Below are 19,173 nucleotides of genomic sequence, written 5' to 3' on the forward strand. Positions count from 1 at the left end.
GTGTATGGTACAGAGATTTTAAAGTGAAGTCATGTTCAACACATAAGTCGGAAAATCAAAAATGAAAAAACAAAATTACAACCAAACAAAGTCAGTCAGTGAGCAGACTATAAGTAACTTACTTACTGACGGACATACCGAACAAACTAACTTTACAGACCAAACTTACTTGCTGATGGAAGCATCGTTTGTAGAGAAACTGAAATCGTTGGGATATAGCCCCCAAAAAGGAAAGCCATTCTCTGATTACTACAAAGCAATGAAAGAGGGCGAAAACTCAGGGGAGCCAATTGAAAACGTGACTCAATTGAATGAAGCGGTCGGCGGTAAGTTCAACAAATCGAGAGCGGCTTATGAAGCGTACTGGGAGTTCCATTCTCAAAACCTGGCGTTAGAGCCTATTCCGCAGGCTTTTTCCCAAAAGCTAATGGGTTCGATTCAGGTGGATATTGAAAGCATATGGCGGCAGACACAGGAAGAGATTAACAATGCCCTAGCTGAAAAATCTGCTCAAGACGACGTTGAAAAATCAATGCTATCACTTCAGTTGATAGAAAGTGGCGAACTCATCGATGAGTTGAGGGGCCAGTTAGTAGTATTGGAAGGGAAGGCGATTGAGTCTCAAGCAAAGATGGAAGAACTTTTTGAGACTAAAGCTCAGCTCATGCAACTAGAGCAATGTCAGATAGAAATTGAAAGCTTACAAGACAGAGATGCTGAAAATCAGAGAGTGATAACTGAGCTTAATGTCATGAATCGACAGCTAGAAATTCAAGCTCATCAACTCATGGAGCAAAACCAAAGGTTACAACAAGAATATGAGTTCTCAATGGCAGAGAGGTACCGTCTCGAAGGCCGCTTAGAACAGCATTTATCTGAACAAATATAGAGCAATCAACATAGATATACAGGCGCTCAGTGCCTGCTTCAAAAAACTAGAATAAGAATAAGAATAAGAATAAAAATAATGAAACTAGTAGCTAAAAATCATAATTTTGCTCATTTAGTTGAGCAAGAAAGACAAACGAAAAGTATCGTTGTTAAGGCATCAGGCAAAATCAATTTCCAGTCAGAAACAGCAACAATCGTAACCCCTTTAGATAAAAAAAATCTCCAGAAAGTTTGTGAATATTATCGATATGCAAACTATCGTGTAACCATTGCTATTGACAGCCAAAATTTTCGCAAAGACGCAGTCAGGATATTACAAGAGAATTACTTAGGGCTAGGTTGTTCTGTGTTTGATTTGTCAATTTCGGAGTCCCTCCCGCATCCTAAAAATGCAAAGCTTGAGTACTTATGTAAAGCATTTGAGTTAACGCGCTCTGGAAACCTTGCTCAGCTAGCAGCGAAGATAGCGATCATAAAAATTCCGTTTGTTTTTTCTTGTGCTAAACAGTGTGCAGCAGCATATATTCAGGATGATAGTTTGAAAGCACCTTTCATTCGATGTCTTGAGCGCAAGATAGAAAGGGTGAAAGAGGCTGTAGAGCGTGACTTTAAAATCAATTCATCTGATAACTATCAGCGAGTAGACAGCTTGAGAGGTTTAGAACTCTCTCAACTCCCGTCAACCACGGCAATTATCGCTGCGACAGGAGTGGGTAAAACAAGCTATGTATATACTCCTATTGCTCGTAGCGCTTCGGCAGATAAAAATGTGACTTATATTTCGCATTTGATTTCGTTAGTGGAGCAATTTTGTTTGGAAGTAAGCTGTGCGTCCTATCAAGAGCAAGATCTAATGAAGTTAGGACAAGCCAACAGCATGGGGAGTGTAATTAATAGTATTTGGAAACCCCATCTCTTCGAGAAGATATGCTCATCACATACTTTACTTATCGATGAGTTTGAGAAGGTCTACAAGACTCTCGTATGTAGCGAGAACAGTCGAACGATGCAAGCAGATAGAGTGTTTGATGCACTAGTTCATATTTTAAAAACTGTACCAAGGGTAATAGTAGCTGACGCTGATCTTACAGATAACTCATTATCCTTTCTCAAGCAAATTCGTGGGGAACTGTCAGTAGTTGAGTGCGCAGAAAACCCTTATAAAACCCTTAACGCAACGATCTTGAACAAAAAGGAACTTTTAAATCCTAAGCAGATTCGAACTGTATTAGAGGGGGATAAAGTGTTTCTGTTTGACAATCTTCAAACACTGAAACAAGTCGTTGGTCAGCTAGGCTATCAAAATCATCTGGGTTTAGATTGCGAGACGAAAGCTTTAAATGACGGTGTACTTGTGCTGCATAGTGATAATCGAGATATGCCAGCTCAGAAAGCTTTTCTAAAAGATCCAAATCGAGAAGTGACAAAGTACAAAGCTGTCATTGCATCTCCATGTTTAGGTGCTGGTTTTTCGATTATTGAAAACTATACCAACACAGTGAATGTCATCTGTGAATCCACCTTGATACCAAGAGAGTTAGTTAATTTCTCGAGGCGATTTCGATGTGCAAAGGAATATAACTTTTGGTGTGGCGATTTGAAAAGCTCTCGTAATAACCAATCTAACGACTGTCTTGAAAAACACCGCCACTCACATCTCGGGCTACGTTATACAGAAAGGTTGAAATTCGAAAGGCAAAAGCGAGAGCTTAATGAGCATCTAGCTCTATCAATGCGATTTACACTAGAAAAGCTTGGCTTTGCAGTCTCTTGTGAAAATTCTATGCAGCACAATACTGCCCTTTCCAAACATAAAAGGCAGTTTGATGTTGAATTCAAAGCCCAACAGCAAATTGCAGTCGTGAAAGCGGTTGATATAACATCGACGGAATTTGCCACCAAACAACGTTGTAATGCACTATCGTCAATAGCTTTAGCAGAGGTCAGAAAGTTTGAGATCAAAATGATCTACAACTTAGACAAAATCAATGTAGAGCATGTAAAGTTTGATGATAACTTCGATAGAGAGCTATTTGCTCACCTCCCGTTTGTGTTGGATAAATCGAGTCTTCTAAAGCTCGGTATTTATTCAAGGCAGAAAGAATACATAGCGAATATGATTTATCTCGTAGTGTTTGATGGCTATAACTTCGAAGAAGAAAAGTCGAATCACTTCTTATTTAAATCTTCTGTAGCCGACGTATTGAGAAAGATGGATGGTGATGGCCTTGACCTCTATTTCCCACCGCACTTGAAATTCCCCAGCTTAGATAAAGCGGAGCAGACTTACAAAGCCACAAGTTATTTAAAAGCACTGCTGACTAAGCTTGGGTTTGTGCTTGGAAGATACGGAGGAAAGGAGCAAAAAGCCAGAGTATCAGTGTCACCTCTAGCAAAAGAGTACAAAATATGGTTGCGTAACGCCTCACTGAAGCCTGTTGCTGGCTATTAATCATGTGATTAATGTATTTGTTAAACAATCAGTTTTTGATCCATAGTTGTGTATTGCTTAATCAGTTTCTATACAATACGGTTAACGAAATATAAGGTTTAACAGCAACATGAACTCGAATCTTAAAGATATTTTTGATAAAAGCCGTCAAGAACTCCTTGATATGGGGCTTAGAGGAAATACATTACTTAATGTCGGCAAGGGAGCCAAAATTCTAGACATTGTTGACGAAAAGTCCGAGCAAGTGTTTCAACATTTGGTTGAAGACTCAAAGACAATGTCATTTCTTCCAGCTCCTGATTCTCTAGAGAAAGAGGATAGCAATTCGATATCTTTAACTGATTTGACAGCTCATCTTGAAGAAACAAATGGTGATAAAAGGCACGCTGATAACGCTCTGCAAACTCAGTTATTTAGAAAATCACTCGATACTCGCCTACTAAAGCTGAGCACGGAAGCTACGACCTTTGTCCAAGAACAGGGTGTTGATCTACTTTATCTTGCTCTTGGTTTCGTTAAGTGGTTTGAAGACGCTAATTCTGACAAACCGAGACATGCTCCCTTAGTACTTATCCCTGTCGAAATTTTCCGAGCTGATGCGGGTGATGCATACAAAATTCGCTACACAGAATCAGAACTAGGAACAAACCTTACCCTTGCCGCTAAGCTTAAAATGGAGTTCGGTATTGTCTTACCTGACTTTGAAGAAGGAGAAAAGGGTTATGACTTTCAAGGCTACTTAGATTCAGTTGCGAATGCAATTTCAGGTGAAAAGCGTTGGTCGGTAGAAAGTAATAAAATCGTATTAAGTTTCTTCTCTTTTGGTAAGTTTCAGATGTATCAGGACTTATCAGATGAAGTATGGCCTGAAGGTAAAAAACCATCGGAAAATAGCTTAGTTCAAAAGCTGTTTACGGAAGGTTTTGAACGTGATGCAACTTTGCTTGACTCAACACCAATGGACGTAAACCGTGTTGAAGAAATTCAACTGGTTTTAGATTCGGATTCGAGCCAAACTGAAGCCGTATTAGCTGCAAAATCAGGGGCCAATCTTGTTATTCAAGGCCCTCCTGGTACAGGTAAATCACAAACCATCACAAACATCATCTCTCAGGCTTTAGCTGATAATAAAAAAGTGCTGTTTGTTGCTGAAAAAATGGCGGCGCTTGATGTTGTTAAACGCCGACTAGATAACTGCCATATTGGTGATTCAGTATTAGAGTTACACTCCCACAAAGCGAACAAGAAATCAGTACTTTCTTCATTAGAAAGTACATTGATGCAGTACGCTCCTGTCACTCCAGAGAGAAGTGACGATATTGACCGCTTGGTATCTCTTCGTAATAAGCTGGATGATTACTGTCTGTCGGTGAATGAAAGCATTGCTAAGACCGAAGTGAGTTATCATGATGCTCTAGGTTATAGCTCACAGTTTGAGCGAATCATTACTGACGCTTCAATCGACTTGGATGAACTGCCTAGTACCGACTTTGATTTAAATGTATGGGATAAGAGTTATTACTTATCTGCCCTGGCGAAGATAACTGAGACTGTTGACTATTTAAGTGAGCACGATGCGCCAAGCCTTAATCTGTTTTCATCAACAACCCTTAAAGATTATTCGCCGTCTGATGACAAGCTGGCTCAAAAGCTCGTCTCTGAATTAGAAGAAACACAGCAAGAAATTATCACCCAGGTTAAAGGCCTTCATACATGCGCTGGTTATGTTTCACCTATCACTAATTACACAGACTGTATCTCGGTTTTAGAGGGGCTTTCTCTTATTGCAGATAGACCTGAGCTTGAAAGCGTTGATGCGAACTCTTCCGCTTGGGAGTCTAAAGGTGATGCGATACTCGAGTTCGCTCTTCAAGGTGCAACCCTACAAGATCAAAAGGCAGAGTTATCTGATTACTTTGTCGATAGCGCTTTAGATTACGATTGGATGCCTGTTCGTGGATCATTGCTGACGACTGGTCACAAATGGTGGCGATTCTTATCAGGTGATTATCGAAGAGCGAAAAGTACTTATTCTGGCATGTGTAAGAATGGACTTGCTGGTGGTGCAAGTGAATGGATTGAAAAAATTGATACCGTATTGGAATATCGCTCGACTCAAAAGCGCTTCATCGATTCTGCACAACTAGCAATAGATACTATCGGTAGCCATTTTAAAAATGAGAGTACTGACTGGATAGCGATCTTAAAACCGCTTCAATGGGTTCACCAGTGCCATTCAGGAATTAAGTCTGGCTCACTCGATGCGAGTGCTGCGCAGTACTTAGACCCTTCAAAGGAAATTGGATTTACCACAACAGAGCTTAACCATGTAAAAGAGTTAATCAGTAAGCGTGAAGGTATGCTGAGCGAATTAGCTTCATTACTTCAGCTAGATCTGACGAACTTTACTGACTGTTGTGACTCTTTATCTATTGGTGATGTTGAGTTGTTGGGGAAAGATATTCAAAAGCTTTACCCTCTAACTCGCTTTAACCGCTTAGGAGCTGAGTTAGACCGAATTGGACTTTCAAAATGGAAACAGGAGGCATTTACTTGGGCTAATGTGCCAACACTTTTCCGTGACTGCTTCAAATATACGTTTTATCGCTCACTTGTTGAACATCAGTATGATTCAAGAGATGAAATCCGTTATTTCGATCGAGTTGAGCATGAAAAACAGATTGAGCAGTTTAGCTTCATAGACGGGCGACTATTCCACTTTGCTCAAGAGTCATTAGTTAAGCAGCTCTACGATAATTTACCCAACCCATCAGCAAGAGGTGAAGTTGAAACTTTAAGACGAGAGTTCAATAAGAAGCGACGTCAAATGCCAATCAGAAGACTGCTTAATAAATCAGGTCGTGTGATCCAGCAGATCAAGCCCGTATTTATGATGAGTCCAATGTCGATAGCGACTTATTTAGAGCCAGGTGTGGTTGATTTCGATTTGGTAATCTTCGATGAAGCCTCACAGGTTAAAGTCGCTGATGCACTTGGGGCTATTATGCGTGGTAAGCAGGTTATCGTGGTTGGTGATACCAAGCAGATGCCGCCAACAAGTTTCTTCGGCAAACAATTAATCTTAGATGATGAAGACGCAGAAGAAAGCCTCACTGCGGATATGGAAAGTATTCTGGGCATGTTCTTAGCGTCAGGTACACCAGAAAAGATGCTTAAATGGCATTACCGTAGCCGTCATGAGTCATTGATTGCAGTGTCTAACCAAGAGTTTTATGACAATAAGCTGATGATTTTCCCTTCGTCGGGCATTAACCCTCATGCGAAAGGTTTGAGTTTTAACTACTTGCCGAATACTACATACGATCGTGGTGGCTCTCGAAGTAACGTGGGAGAGGCGACAGAGGTTGCAGAAGCTGTAATTAAACATGCTAAGACAACGCCAAATCAAACACTAGGTGTTGTTGCATTCAGTACAGCTCAGCGTGATGCAATCCTTCTGGAAGTTGAACGACTAAGAAAAGCGAACCCAGATCTTGAGAACTTCTTTGGAAAGCATGAGGAGGGGGAAGACTTCTTTATTAAAAACCTTGAAAACGTGCAGGGTGACGAGCGTGACACCATATATATCAGTATCGGCTATGGTAAGACGAACGAAGGTCGCTTGCCAATGAGTTTCGGTCCACTAAACAGTGATGGTGGTGAACGAAGACTCAACGTTCTTATCTCACGTGCTCGTATGTGTATGGAAGTATTCAGTAACTTCAAAGGTGATGAGATGCCAACGACTGAGGCATCTCCGTTTGGTGTTCGAGCGCTGAAGAACTTCTTACATTATGCTGAAACAGGTGATCTCGTTAAGCGAGAAGAAACAGGCAAGGCACCTGATTCACCTTTTGAAGAGGACGTGATTTCTTCAATTCGCTCTCTAGGTTATCAAGTTCAACCACAAGTAGGTTGTGCAGGTTTCTATATTGATATTGCAGTGAGAGATCCAAATAAACCTGGTCGCTATATGCTTGCAGTAGAGTGTGATGGCGCGACATACCATAGTTCAAAGAGCGCACGTGATAGAGACCGTATTCGTCAGAGTGTCCTTGAAGGACTTGGTTGGCGCTTCCACCGCATTTGGAGTACTGATTGGTTCCGCAACCGTCATAAAGAAACAGAAAGGCTAAATGATGCTATCAAGTCAGCTATTGCTTATTATGAAGCCTATGATTCAGAGCCTATTGTTGAAGAGACTGTAAAATCAAAGCCAAAAGCGGCGATTGAAAGGGTGGAAGTTGAACATCAGGCATCTGCTGCCGTTTACCAAGTTTTCCCTACAGAGCAGTTATACCTTGGGTATGGCGATACGATCCCAGAAGCAAGCACGACTGCCCTAGCAGAGGATATTCTCAAAGTTGTAGAGCTTGAATCTCCAATTCACGTCAAACATCTAACTATTCGTCTTTTGTCTGCGGTGGGTAGCTCACGAAGTGGTGCTCGGATAAATCGATCGATTCTAGATGGTATCGGTTTACTCAATCGGCAAGGTAAAGTTGAATTAGACGGTGAATTCATTATTGCTAAAAGCCAAGGTGAAATTACGATTCGTAATCGAGTTGAACTACCATCAAACGAGCGCAAGTATGATTTGATCTATGATGGTGAAATCGCAAAAGCCGCAATAGAGACTGTTAAGGATACTTTCTCTATATCTAGCGATGACCTAGTTAAGTCGATTACGGAAGTACTCGGTTTTTCTAGCACAAGTAAAGCGATGAAAGATAGAACAGAAACAATACTGTCTGAGCAAGTTCAATTAGGTCATTTGGAAATAAAGGGCGGCACCTACCAAGTTGCTTAGTATGCCTTTAGCCATATTCCACTGAGTTGTTGCTCAGTGGAATCCTTTTACTTTTTTATGCATAACAGCACGTTATGCTTATCGATAGACTATCGGATTCATATGTTGATTACGGTATACTGATTAGAAAAGATAAACTGAGCGAACGCACAAAATGGTCACCAGCATCAACAAAGCTAAGCTATATAAAATTGATATTATAACTAGGATTATTCTGTCTGCGTTTAAAGAGTCAGTGATACTATGCGACCAACATAAAGCTCGCTTAAAAGAGTTTCAAGCTACTCAACTGTCTCTAACTGAAGCTATTATTGAGTAGGTGGCGTAATTATGGCAATTGTCTTTAATCAACCTCAAACCATTGCACAGTTGTTGGAGCAAAAACTCACGATTCCTGAGTACCAACGCCCATACAAATGGCAGCCAAAGCATGTTAATCAACTGATTGATGATATTTTTAACCATCGTACTAAGCTTTGTTATCGGCTTGGTACGGTGGTACTGCATCAAGACAAAGATTCAGAAAGTGGGGGGGAAGGTGGCCTCAACATCGTTGATGGTCAGCAGCGCCTTCTTACCTTAACGCTACTTTGCACTATTCTGGATGGAAAAGAGAAAACCATCTCATCAACTCTGCTTGAGCACCAATTTGAATCCTCAGTCAGTATCGAAAGCCTCAAGAACAATGCGCAAATTATCTCTGAACGGGTAGCGAATCTGCCTGCTACAGAAAAGCAGGAACTACTCAATTTTGTTCTTAATAAGTGTGAGCTTATTCAAGTAACGCTGGATGACCTGAGTGAAGCGTTTCAGTTCTTCGATTCACAAAATGCCCGTGGTAAAGCACTTGCCCCTCACGATCTACTAAAGGCTTACCACCTACGTGAAATGATGGACTCAACAGAGCAAAACGAGCGTCTTCACCACGTAAGCTTGTGGGAGCAGGGCGTCAACCCTGATGATGAGTCGGCGAACTTGCACACCATCATGGGGGAGTTTCTGTTTCGTATGCGCCGCTGGATTGACGGTGACTACGGCATCCAGTTTAGTCGCCATAACATTGATGTATTCAAAGGCATTAACCTAGACAGTACTCAGTACGCCTATGTTGATGCAATGCTTGCGCTTGATTACGCGATTGAAACCTTCAATGCCGATCCTGCGAGAAAATGGGACAAGCAAACTAAGGGTTATCCATTCCGAGTTGACCAAGTGATGATCAACGGAAAACGGTTCTTTGAGTACATTCAGCACTATATGGCGATTCACTCTAAGTTGTTTGTTGGCAAGGATGCAAGGCTAGCTTCATTTGTAAAGGAGCACACAAAATACAGTGGCAGTAATCGCAAAGGGGATAGCTATGTGCGAAACCTGTTCTTGTGTGCGGTGATGTACTACTACGATAAGTTTGGTGATGTGGAATTAGATAAAGCAGCACAGATCTGTTATCGCTGGGCGTATTTCTTACGTCTTGATTTGCAGCGTATTGGTATGGAGTCGGTAGATAATCACGCCAAAGCTCGAAGTGGACTCTTCAGGGCTATTAGCAAAGCCGTTCACCCTCAGCAGGTACTGAACTATCAGCCCCGTTATATCCAAGAACCTAAGTTCAATAACGCTGAGGACGTGCAGGCATCAATTGAAGCAATGAAATCGGGAAGTGTAAATGAGTGATTCGAACCAAGTAGAACAGTTATCAGTTAAAGACCTTTTCGATAGTAAAACTCAATATGTAATTCCTATCTACCAGCGTAACTACGCTTGGGGTGCGACAGAGATTGAGCAGCTAATTCAAGATATCAGTGATGCCGCAGGGCTTATTACTCAATCTGATGAAACAGCTACTGCCAAACAAGCTAAATATTATCTGGGTAGCCTCGTCGTTTATCAGCGTACAAATCACACGCACCAAACTGATGTAGTGTACGAAACCATTGATGGACAGCAAAGACATACCACGCTCTCTATATTATTAGCGTATCTGAAACACCGTAAGGTGCTGGGTGCCGACAAACTCGAAGGGCTAAATATTAATTTAACCTTTGATAGCCGCCCAAAGTCTTCCAGAGCGTTAAATGATATCTATACAGGTAACAATAATGGCGAGTCTGAAGAGCCTAACATCCATGCTGCCTTTAACATTATTCAGCGTTACTTCAAAACCAAAGGGTTAGACGCAGACGATAAAACTAAGCGTTTTTTCGACTACTTGTTAGAAAGCGTCACTATACTAAGAGTTGTTGTTCCACCGCAAACCGATCTCAACCACTACTTTGAGATCATGAATAACCGTGGCGAGCAGTTAGAAAAACATGAAGTATTGAAAGCGAAGTTTATGGCTACGCTCGGTGATGAGGAAAGAAGCTGCTTTTCTACAATTTGGGATGCTTGCTCGAATATGAAGCGCTATACGCAGATGGGCTTTCAATCTGACTTGCGAAAAGAAGTATTCGGTGACGACTGGCAAACCATGCCACATAGCTTTGAAGCTATACAAGATAAGCACACGAGCAAGCTGCAAAAGCAAGATGCAATGACGCTACGAGAAATTATCGCCAACAAGACATCCAGCTCAAACAGTGATGATGAAGATCGAGAGAAAGAAGAGCGTTTTGGCACTGTTATCGACTTCTCAAACTTCTTGCTTCATGTTTTAAAACTTATGAAGACAGAAGAAAACGTTTCGTTAGATGACAAGAAGCTGATCGATTCATTTATTTCTAAAGACGATGGTTTGAGGGTTGGTGCCAAAGACTTTGTGTATCAACTGCTTAAGTACCGAATTCTATTTGATAGCTACATAATTAAGCCTGATCAACACGATGAAAAACGTAAGTGGAGTTTGTTAAGGCTCAATGCTTATAAAAACGGTAATAGTTTAAGTCCTGAGTATCCAAATGCCTTTAGTGACCATAACGAAAAGATTCGCATGATATTGGCAATGTTCCATGTATCGAATCCAGCATTAGTCTATAAGCGTTGGTTAAATGATGCGTTAAGGATATTAAATATCCTAGCTACTGACAATGAAAGGTTGGAAGTCGATGGTAGTACGTACTTGATAGATCTTGAAGCTCTGAGTGATAGCTACTTTGATGAAATTTGTGGTGGTTCGAAACTTGAGTTTAGGGAGGATAATGTTGGCGTCTTGCATCAAGGGACGGGCGTCCAAAACTTCGTGTTTAATCGACTAGACTACCTATTGTGGAAGCGTCTATCTGACGATGAGTCGTTTGATGGTATAGGTAAAAAAGAACTTGGGAAGCACTTTGATGATTTCCAATTTTCATTCCGAACCTCTGTTGAACATTACTTCCCGCAAACCGATCCATCTGGCGCACGTAAGATGGACGATGTGGATCGATTTGGCAATCTCTGTCTTATTTCGCCAAGCAGTAACTCAAGACTTAGCAATTACTCTCCTCAAGATAAGAAGAAGTTCTATCAAGAGAACAATCGCGCCGAGAGCTTAAAGCAAGCGATAATGATGAGCTACGATGAGTGGGGGTCAGAAGGGGCAGGGCATGACAATATCCTTAACCATGAAGCTGAAATGATTAAAGTTCTGTGTAATCAGTAGCAATAAGTGAGGCTCTCTGAGCCTCACTTTTCTAACTACCGAATGTCTGTTGAACGATAGGGTCCTTTTCATGCTGAGTTGTTGCCAGTTCATCCAAAGGTGTAATCGAGAGGTTAAACTTATTTTGAAAAGAATACTCGAAGACAGTCAGTATTAGATGATAAAACAAGTTGCTTATCATACTGGATGCATTGTAAATCCCCCGTTCACACTCATAAATAGCTCTTACAATCGCTTTGTCACGGGTTGAACGTATACGCTTTGCATATTCAAACCAATACTCCATTTGTGATTGCTGAGCAGCTTCATGAGCACGAGAAAATGAGAACAGCAGGTAACGATACTGCTGATGCTCGTATTCCTCTAGTTGTTTCTTGAGTTTATCAGCGTGTTCAATAGCCTGTTTCCGAATCGTCTCAAAATGAATGATGGCTTGATCCACTTCAATTTTGCACTTGTTGTAATTGGTGCTTTCAAGGCATGAAGCGTTCAGTACGCCATTTTGAATCAGTTTACCTAATGTATACTTATTGCCACTTCGTAGCGAGGATGCTGCAAAGCGATATTGATGAAATCGATAAGCAATACCTTTAAATCGAGAGTTTGTTTTGTCTGGTATTAGCTCTATTTCAATTCCTTGTTTGAGCAATGCCATTTCATACAGAGTCAACGAGCAAGAGGGCTGCAAAGTACGAATTGCAGTATCAACTTTTCTTCTCATCATACGAATCACCGTTTTCTCTTTTTCGCCTTGTACATCAGTGTCGTAACTTGAGTGAAGTTCCCCTGAGCTTTGTAATGCTTGTAACCCTAGCGTAACTTCTTGCTCCCTCATGATTTCTTGGGCTTTGAGGTGCGATTGCCAGTTAGAAATGATTTTTCCAGTAAGTAAATCAGTCGTAGACGCTACAATATGGACGTGTTCATTGTCGGTATCGGAGTGCTTAAAAACGATATAACGAGCATGCTCATATCCTAAATGGTCCATCAGCTTCTTAATCGTGTTTCGCCATTGGGTTAGGGGTAACTGTTCGCCCTCTGCGAGGGAGACAACAAAATGGCGGAAGGGTTGTTTCGTATTAGGGTTAGCTAGGTGAGCGCTTTGTAGTTCAGCAATCGCACGGCTCCAATCAATGTCTCGGGCATCTTGGTTTCTTGCATTCAGGGGAACCGAAGCGATTTCGTTGGCGCAGATAAACTGCGATGTTCCCCCGAGTTCGTCACCCTTGGAGTGACTTGAAGAATACTCGACCAACAGCGTGACGTCGTCATTTTGCTTGGCGCCATATTGAACTAACTGCGTAGCATCATGCACCGTTTGTTTATCATTCTTACATTTCAATTCCTCAAATATCATCACTAGCGTTCTCTTGTTCAAGTTTGCGACGGTAAAGCTCACGTAAGGCACGGCTATCCAGAAATTGCATTGCTAACAGCTCGGCAGTTTGAGAATTATGTGCATCGATAGCGAGGTTTCGGATGAGTTGTAAATTCTGCTTTAGTTCATATAGAGCATCACCCAGTTGGCGGGCAGTTTCATGGTCGTAAAGGGGGTTATCTTGTTCAATGAGTGATTCCATTACATTCGCGATACATTTAGTTTGCTTGAAGTAATCGGTAATTTCTGAACTTTGTTGAGGTTTGATTGTGAGTTTTTGAGTTATGACATCTCTCAGGAACCGACTAGCGGATTTATAGTTATAGCTATGCATGACTTCAAGAAACTGTTGGTATTCGCTTTCTGTTAGATTGGTTTTTACTGCTCTGCAATACAGCTCTTTGTCAGTTTTTCGTTGTTTCTTGAAATTGGCTTTAACGGTACGAATGAGGGCTTTTACCTTCAAAAGTTCATCTTGATTGGAAGACGTTTGAGGATGTTGGTGGATGAATAGGGTATGAGCAAATGTCGTGATAAATGCTTGCTGCTCCTTGATACTGACACCTGATTCAATTGGGGAAGGTAAAACCCCTGGTAGTAGGGTCGTTAATTCATCAACGGAATAGTCATGATATTCCATCCATGATGTTAGATGTTGCTTTTGTTTTCTGGAGGTGCTGCGAATAACAGCCGCTGCGACTGTATTTATATTAATGTCCATTTTTAAATTCTCTATTTATTATTTTAATTATTTAGAGTGTATTGTTTTTAGCGATAACGCCGAAGGCTGTTATCGCAACCCTACTAAGTAGGGCAAGTTTTCGTGCGTTTATTTGGAACAAATAAGAACGAGCGATATCAGCTTGTTACTATTTTTGTTCTATCTGTTTTTATTATAACAATATAATTTATAATATTAAATGTGCTTATTCAAATAAGTAGAATATATTTTGTGTGATGGCTGGTGTAATATGGAGTTTAACTGGGGAATATGATTGGGAATCTGTCGCATGCGACAGGGAAAGTGCGCGTTACGGCATCGAAAGTGACCTTTGCGACAAGGAATTTGCGCCGCACTCTCACTACGTCTCAGCCGCTTTCATCCGCTTTTACGCCATCTCACTGAAAGTCAGTAGGTAGTTGTCGAGACAGATGTTATATGATTTAAGTTAAGAAGTAATAAAAAAGGAAGTGTATTCTTGATGGCTGAGTTAAATGAAAATAAAGGATGTACTTGTCATTTATTTATTTTAATTACTTCGCTTGGTTATATTGTGTGATTTTAAATATATGGTGTGTGTATATTTTTTGCGTTTTTAAATATATAGGTTTTGTATATTTCACTTCATGAAATTAATGCGAAAAAGTGATTGCTTTTTACTTCTAAATACGAATATTATATTTGCAACGACTCCTGTAGTCATAAAAAAAGAATAAACGGAGGCGTCCAATGACGCTTATACACCCAATTAACCAATTAAAAATAGAAAAAAAAGTCGATGTATTAAAACGCGTTGGCTTATCCCAAGCCACGCTTCACAGACGTATAAACGATGGCACATTTCCGCCCGCAGTGCAACTGGGTCCCAAGGCAGTGGGATTCATGTCGCATGAAGTCGATGCGTTTCTTATTGCATGCGCTTTGGGAGAAGATAAAAAGCGAGTTGTATCTGAGCTTCTTGCGCAGCGACAAGCGCTTAAACAAGCGAATCCGTTATTGCAGTACATGAACTTTCAATAATCTATCTTTTAGTTCTGTGCATACGTTGCACAGAGCTTGCTCAACTTTAGTGGTAATTGCAAGATTCTCAACGACTTTTGTGCTCAAGCTGAGGAGGATAAAAAAACTCTTGACATTAAAGTACAGGCTAAGTTAGTTTGATAAGGCTTCCAAACCGCTCTGCTCTTTGAAAGCTCTGAATAATAATATAACAGCAAAAATAATAACGATAAAAACAAGATAAGTGGCTGAAAGCCATCAATAAAAGTTATTACGTTGTCACTCATTATTACTTCGGAGAAAACATGAAAGAGTTTAACGTCTTAAAGAAAAATCGAAAGTATTTTGCTGCATCGCTTAACGGCTACAAGTGCAGAATCTTAATCGATGAACTGTCCCAGAACCTCTCAATCGGTACGCAACTGCTGAATGTCGAAGACATCTCCGTTCGTTCAAAGTATGGAACCGACTTAATATTCAAACTTAAATCCTCGATTGAGGAGCAAAATGAGTCTGGTTTTATTACTTTAAACAGCACTTACAATACCTATCTCGTTGAGAAATGCCATGCTCTGGGTGGACAGTGGGATAAGTCCAGTGAGTGTTGGGTGTTTAGCGGCCTTATCGAAGAAAAGGTTGATGAACTGGCTTATATTTTCAATTCCTCTCTCGTACCCGTCGAAGTGACGATTCATGATGACTATGATGTGTACGAAGAAAAGGGGACACTGTGTTGCCTTGGTTACCCAGTCGCACGCGCATTTGACCGTGATTCAGGAGCAAGAGTTGAAGAAGGGGTGGGTGTCGTAGCGGGCGGCTTCACAAGCGGTGGTAGTAAGAAAAATTGGGTGACTCAAGCCAAATCTGGGACAGTGTTTCGCTTTGAGGTGGCAGAGCAAGTGCTCATCCATTTTTCTGAGAAAGAGCCTCATTACCACTTTAAAGCTATCTGAAAATAAGTGATATAAAGTGGTTGCCACCACGTCTTGATGAAACTGAGGCCGTACTTAACAACGCTATTATTCATAATAGCGTTGTTTTTTTCCAAGTTCTTCATGGGATGCCGCAACTGCGTTTGTCTTGTATGACATATTCATGCCAAGTTATCAGAGTTTCATATGTGAGGTCTGATGGTTTTAAGTTGACCAAATTTTAGTAATGATTCCTTGTGTATATTAGTTCAGTTACGATTTGTCTATCCTTTTTTCTTGTATGTGCAGGTATTCGTAGTCCCTTTTCGGTAAGTAGAACATCCCCAGAAATTGCCATACTTACCTTCCCAAAGCTTCATCTCACCACCGCAGTTTTTACATATTGGACGTTCATCATTACAACTCTTATCTATACAGACTTGGAACCCGCTCTTAATACCTCGGCTCATCGGGCTGCCACATTTGCTGCATGGTGTTTCCTTGTTCTTACAGCGTGGATAGAGAGAACAAGATAGAAATTTACCATACTGACCTGACTTGGGGCGTAAAGTGCCTTCACCACATTGATGGCAAGAAATTTTATCGGATTCTTTTTGAATAAGAGAAACATCAAATTCGTTGGTTTCTACAGGGTACTTAGCTTTAATAAGCTCGGTAACAAAATCACTAGCATCCATCATATCAACAAGCAAATAAGCTCTGTGTTTTGCACGAGTGAGAGCAACATAGAACAAGCGGCGTTCTTCAGCATGTTCGAATCTATCTCCCTGTGGCAATAATGCATCCACTAACGGTGGAGTTTGTTTCTCTGAGGGAAATCCATGCTTACCAGTGGTAAGCCCCAGTACAATTACATACTCAGCTTCTTTCCCCTTGGAGGCGTGGAAAGATTGATTCTCTATGTTCAAAGTCGGGAACTGATGCTTCAAAGTCCTTAGCTGGTGTAAATCAGGGAGTTGGTGCCAGTAGCGGGCAAGCAAGTATACCTTGTTCTTGCTCGGTTTCTGAGATGCGAGCAATTGATTAGATATCGAAATGAGCGCCTTTTCTAATGCCGAGATTCCTTGTTCATCTTTTCCATGACGAACGATACTCACCGCAGGTTTATCTACTTTAACAAGTGAAACTATGTCTTTCTTTAACTGAACGGGGTTTTGTGTGACAAATCGAGTTGCGACATCACCAATTGAGCTATTGAATCGGAAGGTCATATCTAAGGTGGTTTCAGATGTAGAGCCAAAGTAGTTGGAAAACGCTGTGGTAAGACGCACATCGGCACCGCTAAAGCGATATATCGCTTGCCAGTCATCACCAACGCAAAACAGTGATGAGCGTTGCACACTATCCCTAAGAGCCTTAACAAGCCTGGCTCTCGGTTCTGAAATATCTTGAAATTCATCGACTAACAGATATTTCCAAGGAGACTGGAATTGACCTGTTTGTACATACTTTAACGCTTTTCCAATCATATCGTTAAAGTCGATAACTTGATGGTCTCGCAGGTACTTCTCATAGCTGTGATACAGCGGCATTAATAACTCAAGCGCTTTTGCTGTTTGCTTCGAATCAATCGATTCTTTGATGATTTTGTTTACGCCAGCGTCATCAAGGCATGCTGCTTTATACATATCAACTAGCGCACCGAGTAACTTAGCTAGCTCAGTTACCCGACCCATCTGCTCCAAGCTGTCTAACAAAGCACTCTCGGAAACTGGTTGAGTTTCCACACCATGCTTATCTAACTCCTTTTCTAGTGCTGTGAGTAGGGTGCCTTTCTTGTGTTGGTGGTAAAAAAACTCGATGTAACCTGTCCCATATTTCTTATGGGTTTCACGCTTCCATTTGATACCTGCATGATAACTCTCTCTGTCTATGTACGGTGCGGTGTTACCGTTTTCATCAATGCCGTAGTATTCGATATAAATATCATAGTCTGGGAGATAGAAATCTGGCTCATACTGGCGATATTCCGCTGTTGCAACGTCGAAGCGATATTTAGCCTCATACTCGTAGTTGATACCTTTACGAAACAACCAGTTGGCAATAACTAGCTCGCCATAGCTTTTAACTTGCTCGCCTCTCATAGAACGAATGTCGTTATCATTGAGATATTTGAGATATGAGCCGCGGGACTCAAAATCCCAAGGATTTTTATCTACGTAGTAGTAGGAGCTAAAGTAATCGAGTAATGCCTTTTTGTAACTGCTGTCAGACATCAAGGCCTCGACTTCATCGTGCATCCATTTGGCTTTCATCTTGGCGCTGTCTTCGAGCTTAGACAGACTCGGTGCCTTACCTTCAACGGATGAGATAATCCTTACGCCAATACTATGAAAGGTACTAGCTTTCACGTCCTCAAAACCTAACTTGTCTTTGATTCTCTCATCCATCTCTTGGGCTGCGATGCGGCCATAAGCTAATAACAAGATATCGCTAGGATTAGCTTGTCGACTTTTGATGAGGTAACCTGTTCTTCCTACCATGACACTGGTTTTGCCTGTACCTGCACCAGCTAATAGGAGGTTGTTGTCATTATCGGTAACGCAAGCGATTCTCTGTTTATCAGTTAGCGGGTTGGATTCCACACAATCAAAGAACGACTTGTATTGAGCGAGCTGCTTTTGCACATACCGACTTCGTATTTTTTGGACATCCGAAGCGCTCCAACTACTGATATTAGTAAGTTGCGATGCTGTGATTTGAGCTAGTTCTGAGAGACCTTGTACTTTGTCCCAACCTTTCCAACGCTTTAATTCATTACTGGCAGTTGTTCTAATTATCTCAACAGAAGAGTCTCTCAGAAATCTTGATGTGCATTGAAGGTATGCATCACTGAGAAAATCTTGCAGGCGCTTCGCACTTTGATTTGCCCAAGATGGGAAAAGTCGTTTTGAATACCTAAACGGTGTAAGATAGCCCAGCATACGATAACGGTAAGTTTGTTCTTGTGAAACTATGACTAAGCACCCGCCATCAATAGCGAGTGACAGGTGTGGTGGGTAATCAAGCTCCGCCCAGTTAAAGTGAGCATCTTCTCCTCCTTGAGCAACATGAATCCCATTATCGTCCACTGTTACCTCGATCTCTTTGTTAAAGAGACGGGCAATTGGATTCGTAGTAAGTGTCCATAAAGTCATTGCACGTAAGCCAGTATATTTACTATTTGTCTCGAAAATTTTTTGTAGTTTACCGTAATGCTTGGAGAGTTGTACTTGAGCTTTGTTAAGCTCTGGTCAGGCACTCAGTTTATGTACAGAAAATTAGCGGACATCTAACTGATGATATTGCTCTAGGGACGTTTCTCAATTTTAAAAGTGTTATAAATAGCTAGCGCACACGTGTCCCAAAGTGTGTTTGAAAATACTAAATATTTTTGTCTTCCGACATTTACGTCCATCTCCTGAGTCTAT

The 19,173-nt window shown here is 41.1% G+C and carries 10 protein-coding genes; 7 read left to right on the forward strand and 3 right to left on the reverse strand.

The window, feature by feature from the left end:
* Positions 1 to 61: 61 nt before the first annotated feature.
* From ACF8OV_RS13790 to ACF8OV_RS13810, 5 genes are all read left to right on the forward strand, one after another.
* Entirely contained in the window at positions 62 to 889 is an 828-nt protein-coding gene (locus ACF8OV_RS13790) for a hypothetical protein (RefSeq protein ID WP_065871656.1), read from the forward strand.
* Between the two features lie 78 nt (positions 890 to 967).
* The gene (locus ACF8OV_RS13795; protein ID WP_065871657.1) at positions 968 to 3,343 is read left to right on the forward strand and encodes a hypothetical protein; all 2,376 of its coding nucleotides are present in this window, start codon (positions 968 to 970) and stop codon (positions 3,341 to 3,343) included.
* Between the two features lie 109 nt (positions 3,344 to 3,452).
* A complete protein-coding gene (locus tag ACF8OV_RS13800) occupies positions 3,453 to 8,153 on the forward strand; it encodes a DUF3320 domain-containing protein (protein ID WP_065871658.1) in 4,701 nt (1,566 codons plus the stop codon).
* A 330-nt stretch (positions 8,154 to 8,483) separates the two neighbouring features.
* Positions 8,484 to 9,827 (forward strand): DUF262 domain-containing protein, encoded by a 1,344-nt coding sequence (locus ACF8OV_RS13805; protein ID WP_065871659.1) that lies wholly within the window; start codon positions 8,484 to 8,486, stop codon positions 9,825 to 9,827.
* Positions 9,820 to 11,733, forward strand: a complete 1,914-nt coding sequence (locus tag ACF8OV_RS13810) for a DUF262 domain-containing protein (protein WP_065871660.1) — start codon at positions 9,820 to 9,822, stop codon at positions 11,731 to 11,733. Before ACF8OV_RS13805 ends, ACF8OV_RS13810 begins: the two co-directional genes overlap by 8 nt.
* Before the next feature lie 31 nt (positions 11,734 to 11,764).
* Here ACF8OV_RS13810 and ACF8OV_RS13815 read toward each other — a convergent pair whose 3' ends face one another.
* Positions 11,765 to 13,090 (reverse strand): relaxase/mobilization nuclease domain-containing protein, encoded by a 1,326-nt coding sequence (locus ACF8OV_RS13815; RefSeq protein ID WP_065871661.1) that lies wholly within the window; start codon positions 13,088 to 13,090, stop codon positions 11,765 to 11,767.
* Positions 13,080 to 13,832, reverse strand: a complete 753-nt coding sequence (locus ACF8OV_RS13820) for a chromosome segregation ATPase (protein WP_065871662.1) — start codon at positions 13,830 to 13,832, stop codon at positions 13,080 to 13,082. Before ACF8OV_RS13820 ends, ACF8OV_RS13815 begins: the two co-directional genes overlap by 11 nt.
* Positions 13,833 to 14,561: 729 nt before the next feature.
* On the opposite strand from ACF8OV_RS13820, the gene ACF8OV_RS13825 reads away from it, so the two are divergent.
* Together ACF8OV_RS13825 and ACF8OV_RS13830 are read left to right on the forward strand one after the other, a co-directional pair.
* Complete coding sequence (locus tag ACF8OV_RS13825; RefSeq protein ID WP_065871663.1) at positions 14,562 to 14,852, forward strand: AlpA family transcriptional regulator; 291 nt, start codon at positions 14,562 to 14,564, stop codon at positions 14,850 to 14,852.
* Between the two features lie 284 nt (positions 14,853 to 15,136).
* A complete protein-coding gene (locus tag ACF8OV_RS13830) occupies positions 15,137 to 15,784 on the forward strand; it encodes a hypothetical protein (RefSeq protein ID WP_065871664.1) in 648 nt (215 codons plus the stop codon).
* Positions 15,785 to 16,026: 242 nt separating this feature from the next.
* Here ACF8OV_RS13830 and ACF8OV_RS13835 read toward each other — a convergent pair whose 3' ends face one another.
* Positions 16,027 to 18,900 carry a UvrD-helicase domain-containing protein gene (locus tag ACF8OV_RS13835; protein WP_065871665.1) on the reverse strand — a complete coding sequence of 958 codons (2,874 nt, stop codon included), beginning with the start codon at positions 18,898 to 18,900 and terminating at the stop codon, positions 16,027 to 16,029.
* Between the last annotated feature and the right edge of the window lie 273 nt (positions 18,901 to 19,173).

This window comes from Vibrio sp. GLN_1, assembly GCF_043106015.1.
Taxonomy (GTDB): Bacteria; Pseudomonadota; Gammaproteobacteria; order Enterobacterales; family Vibrionaceae; genus Vibrio; species Vibrio parahaemolyticus.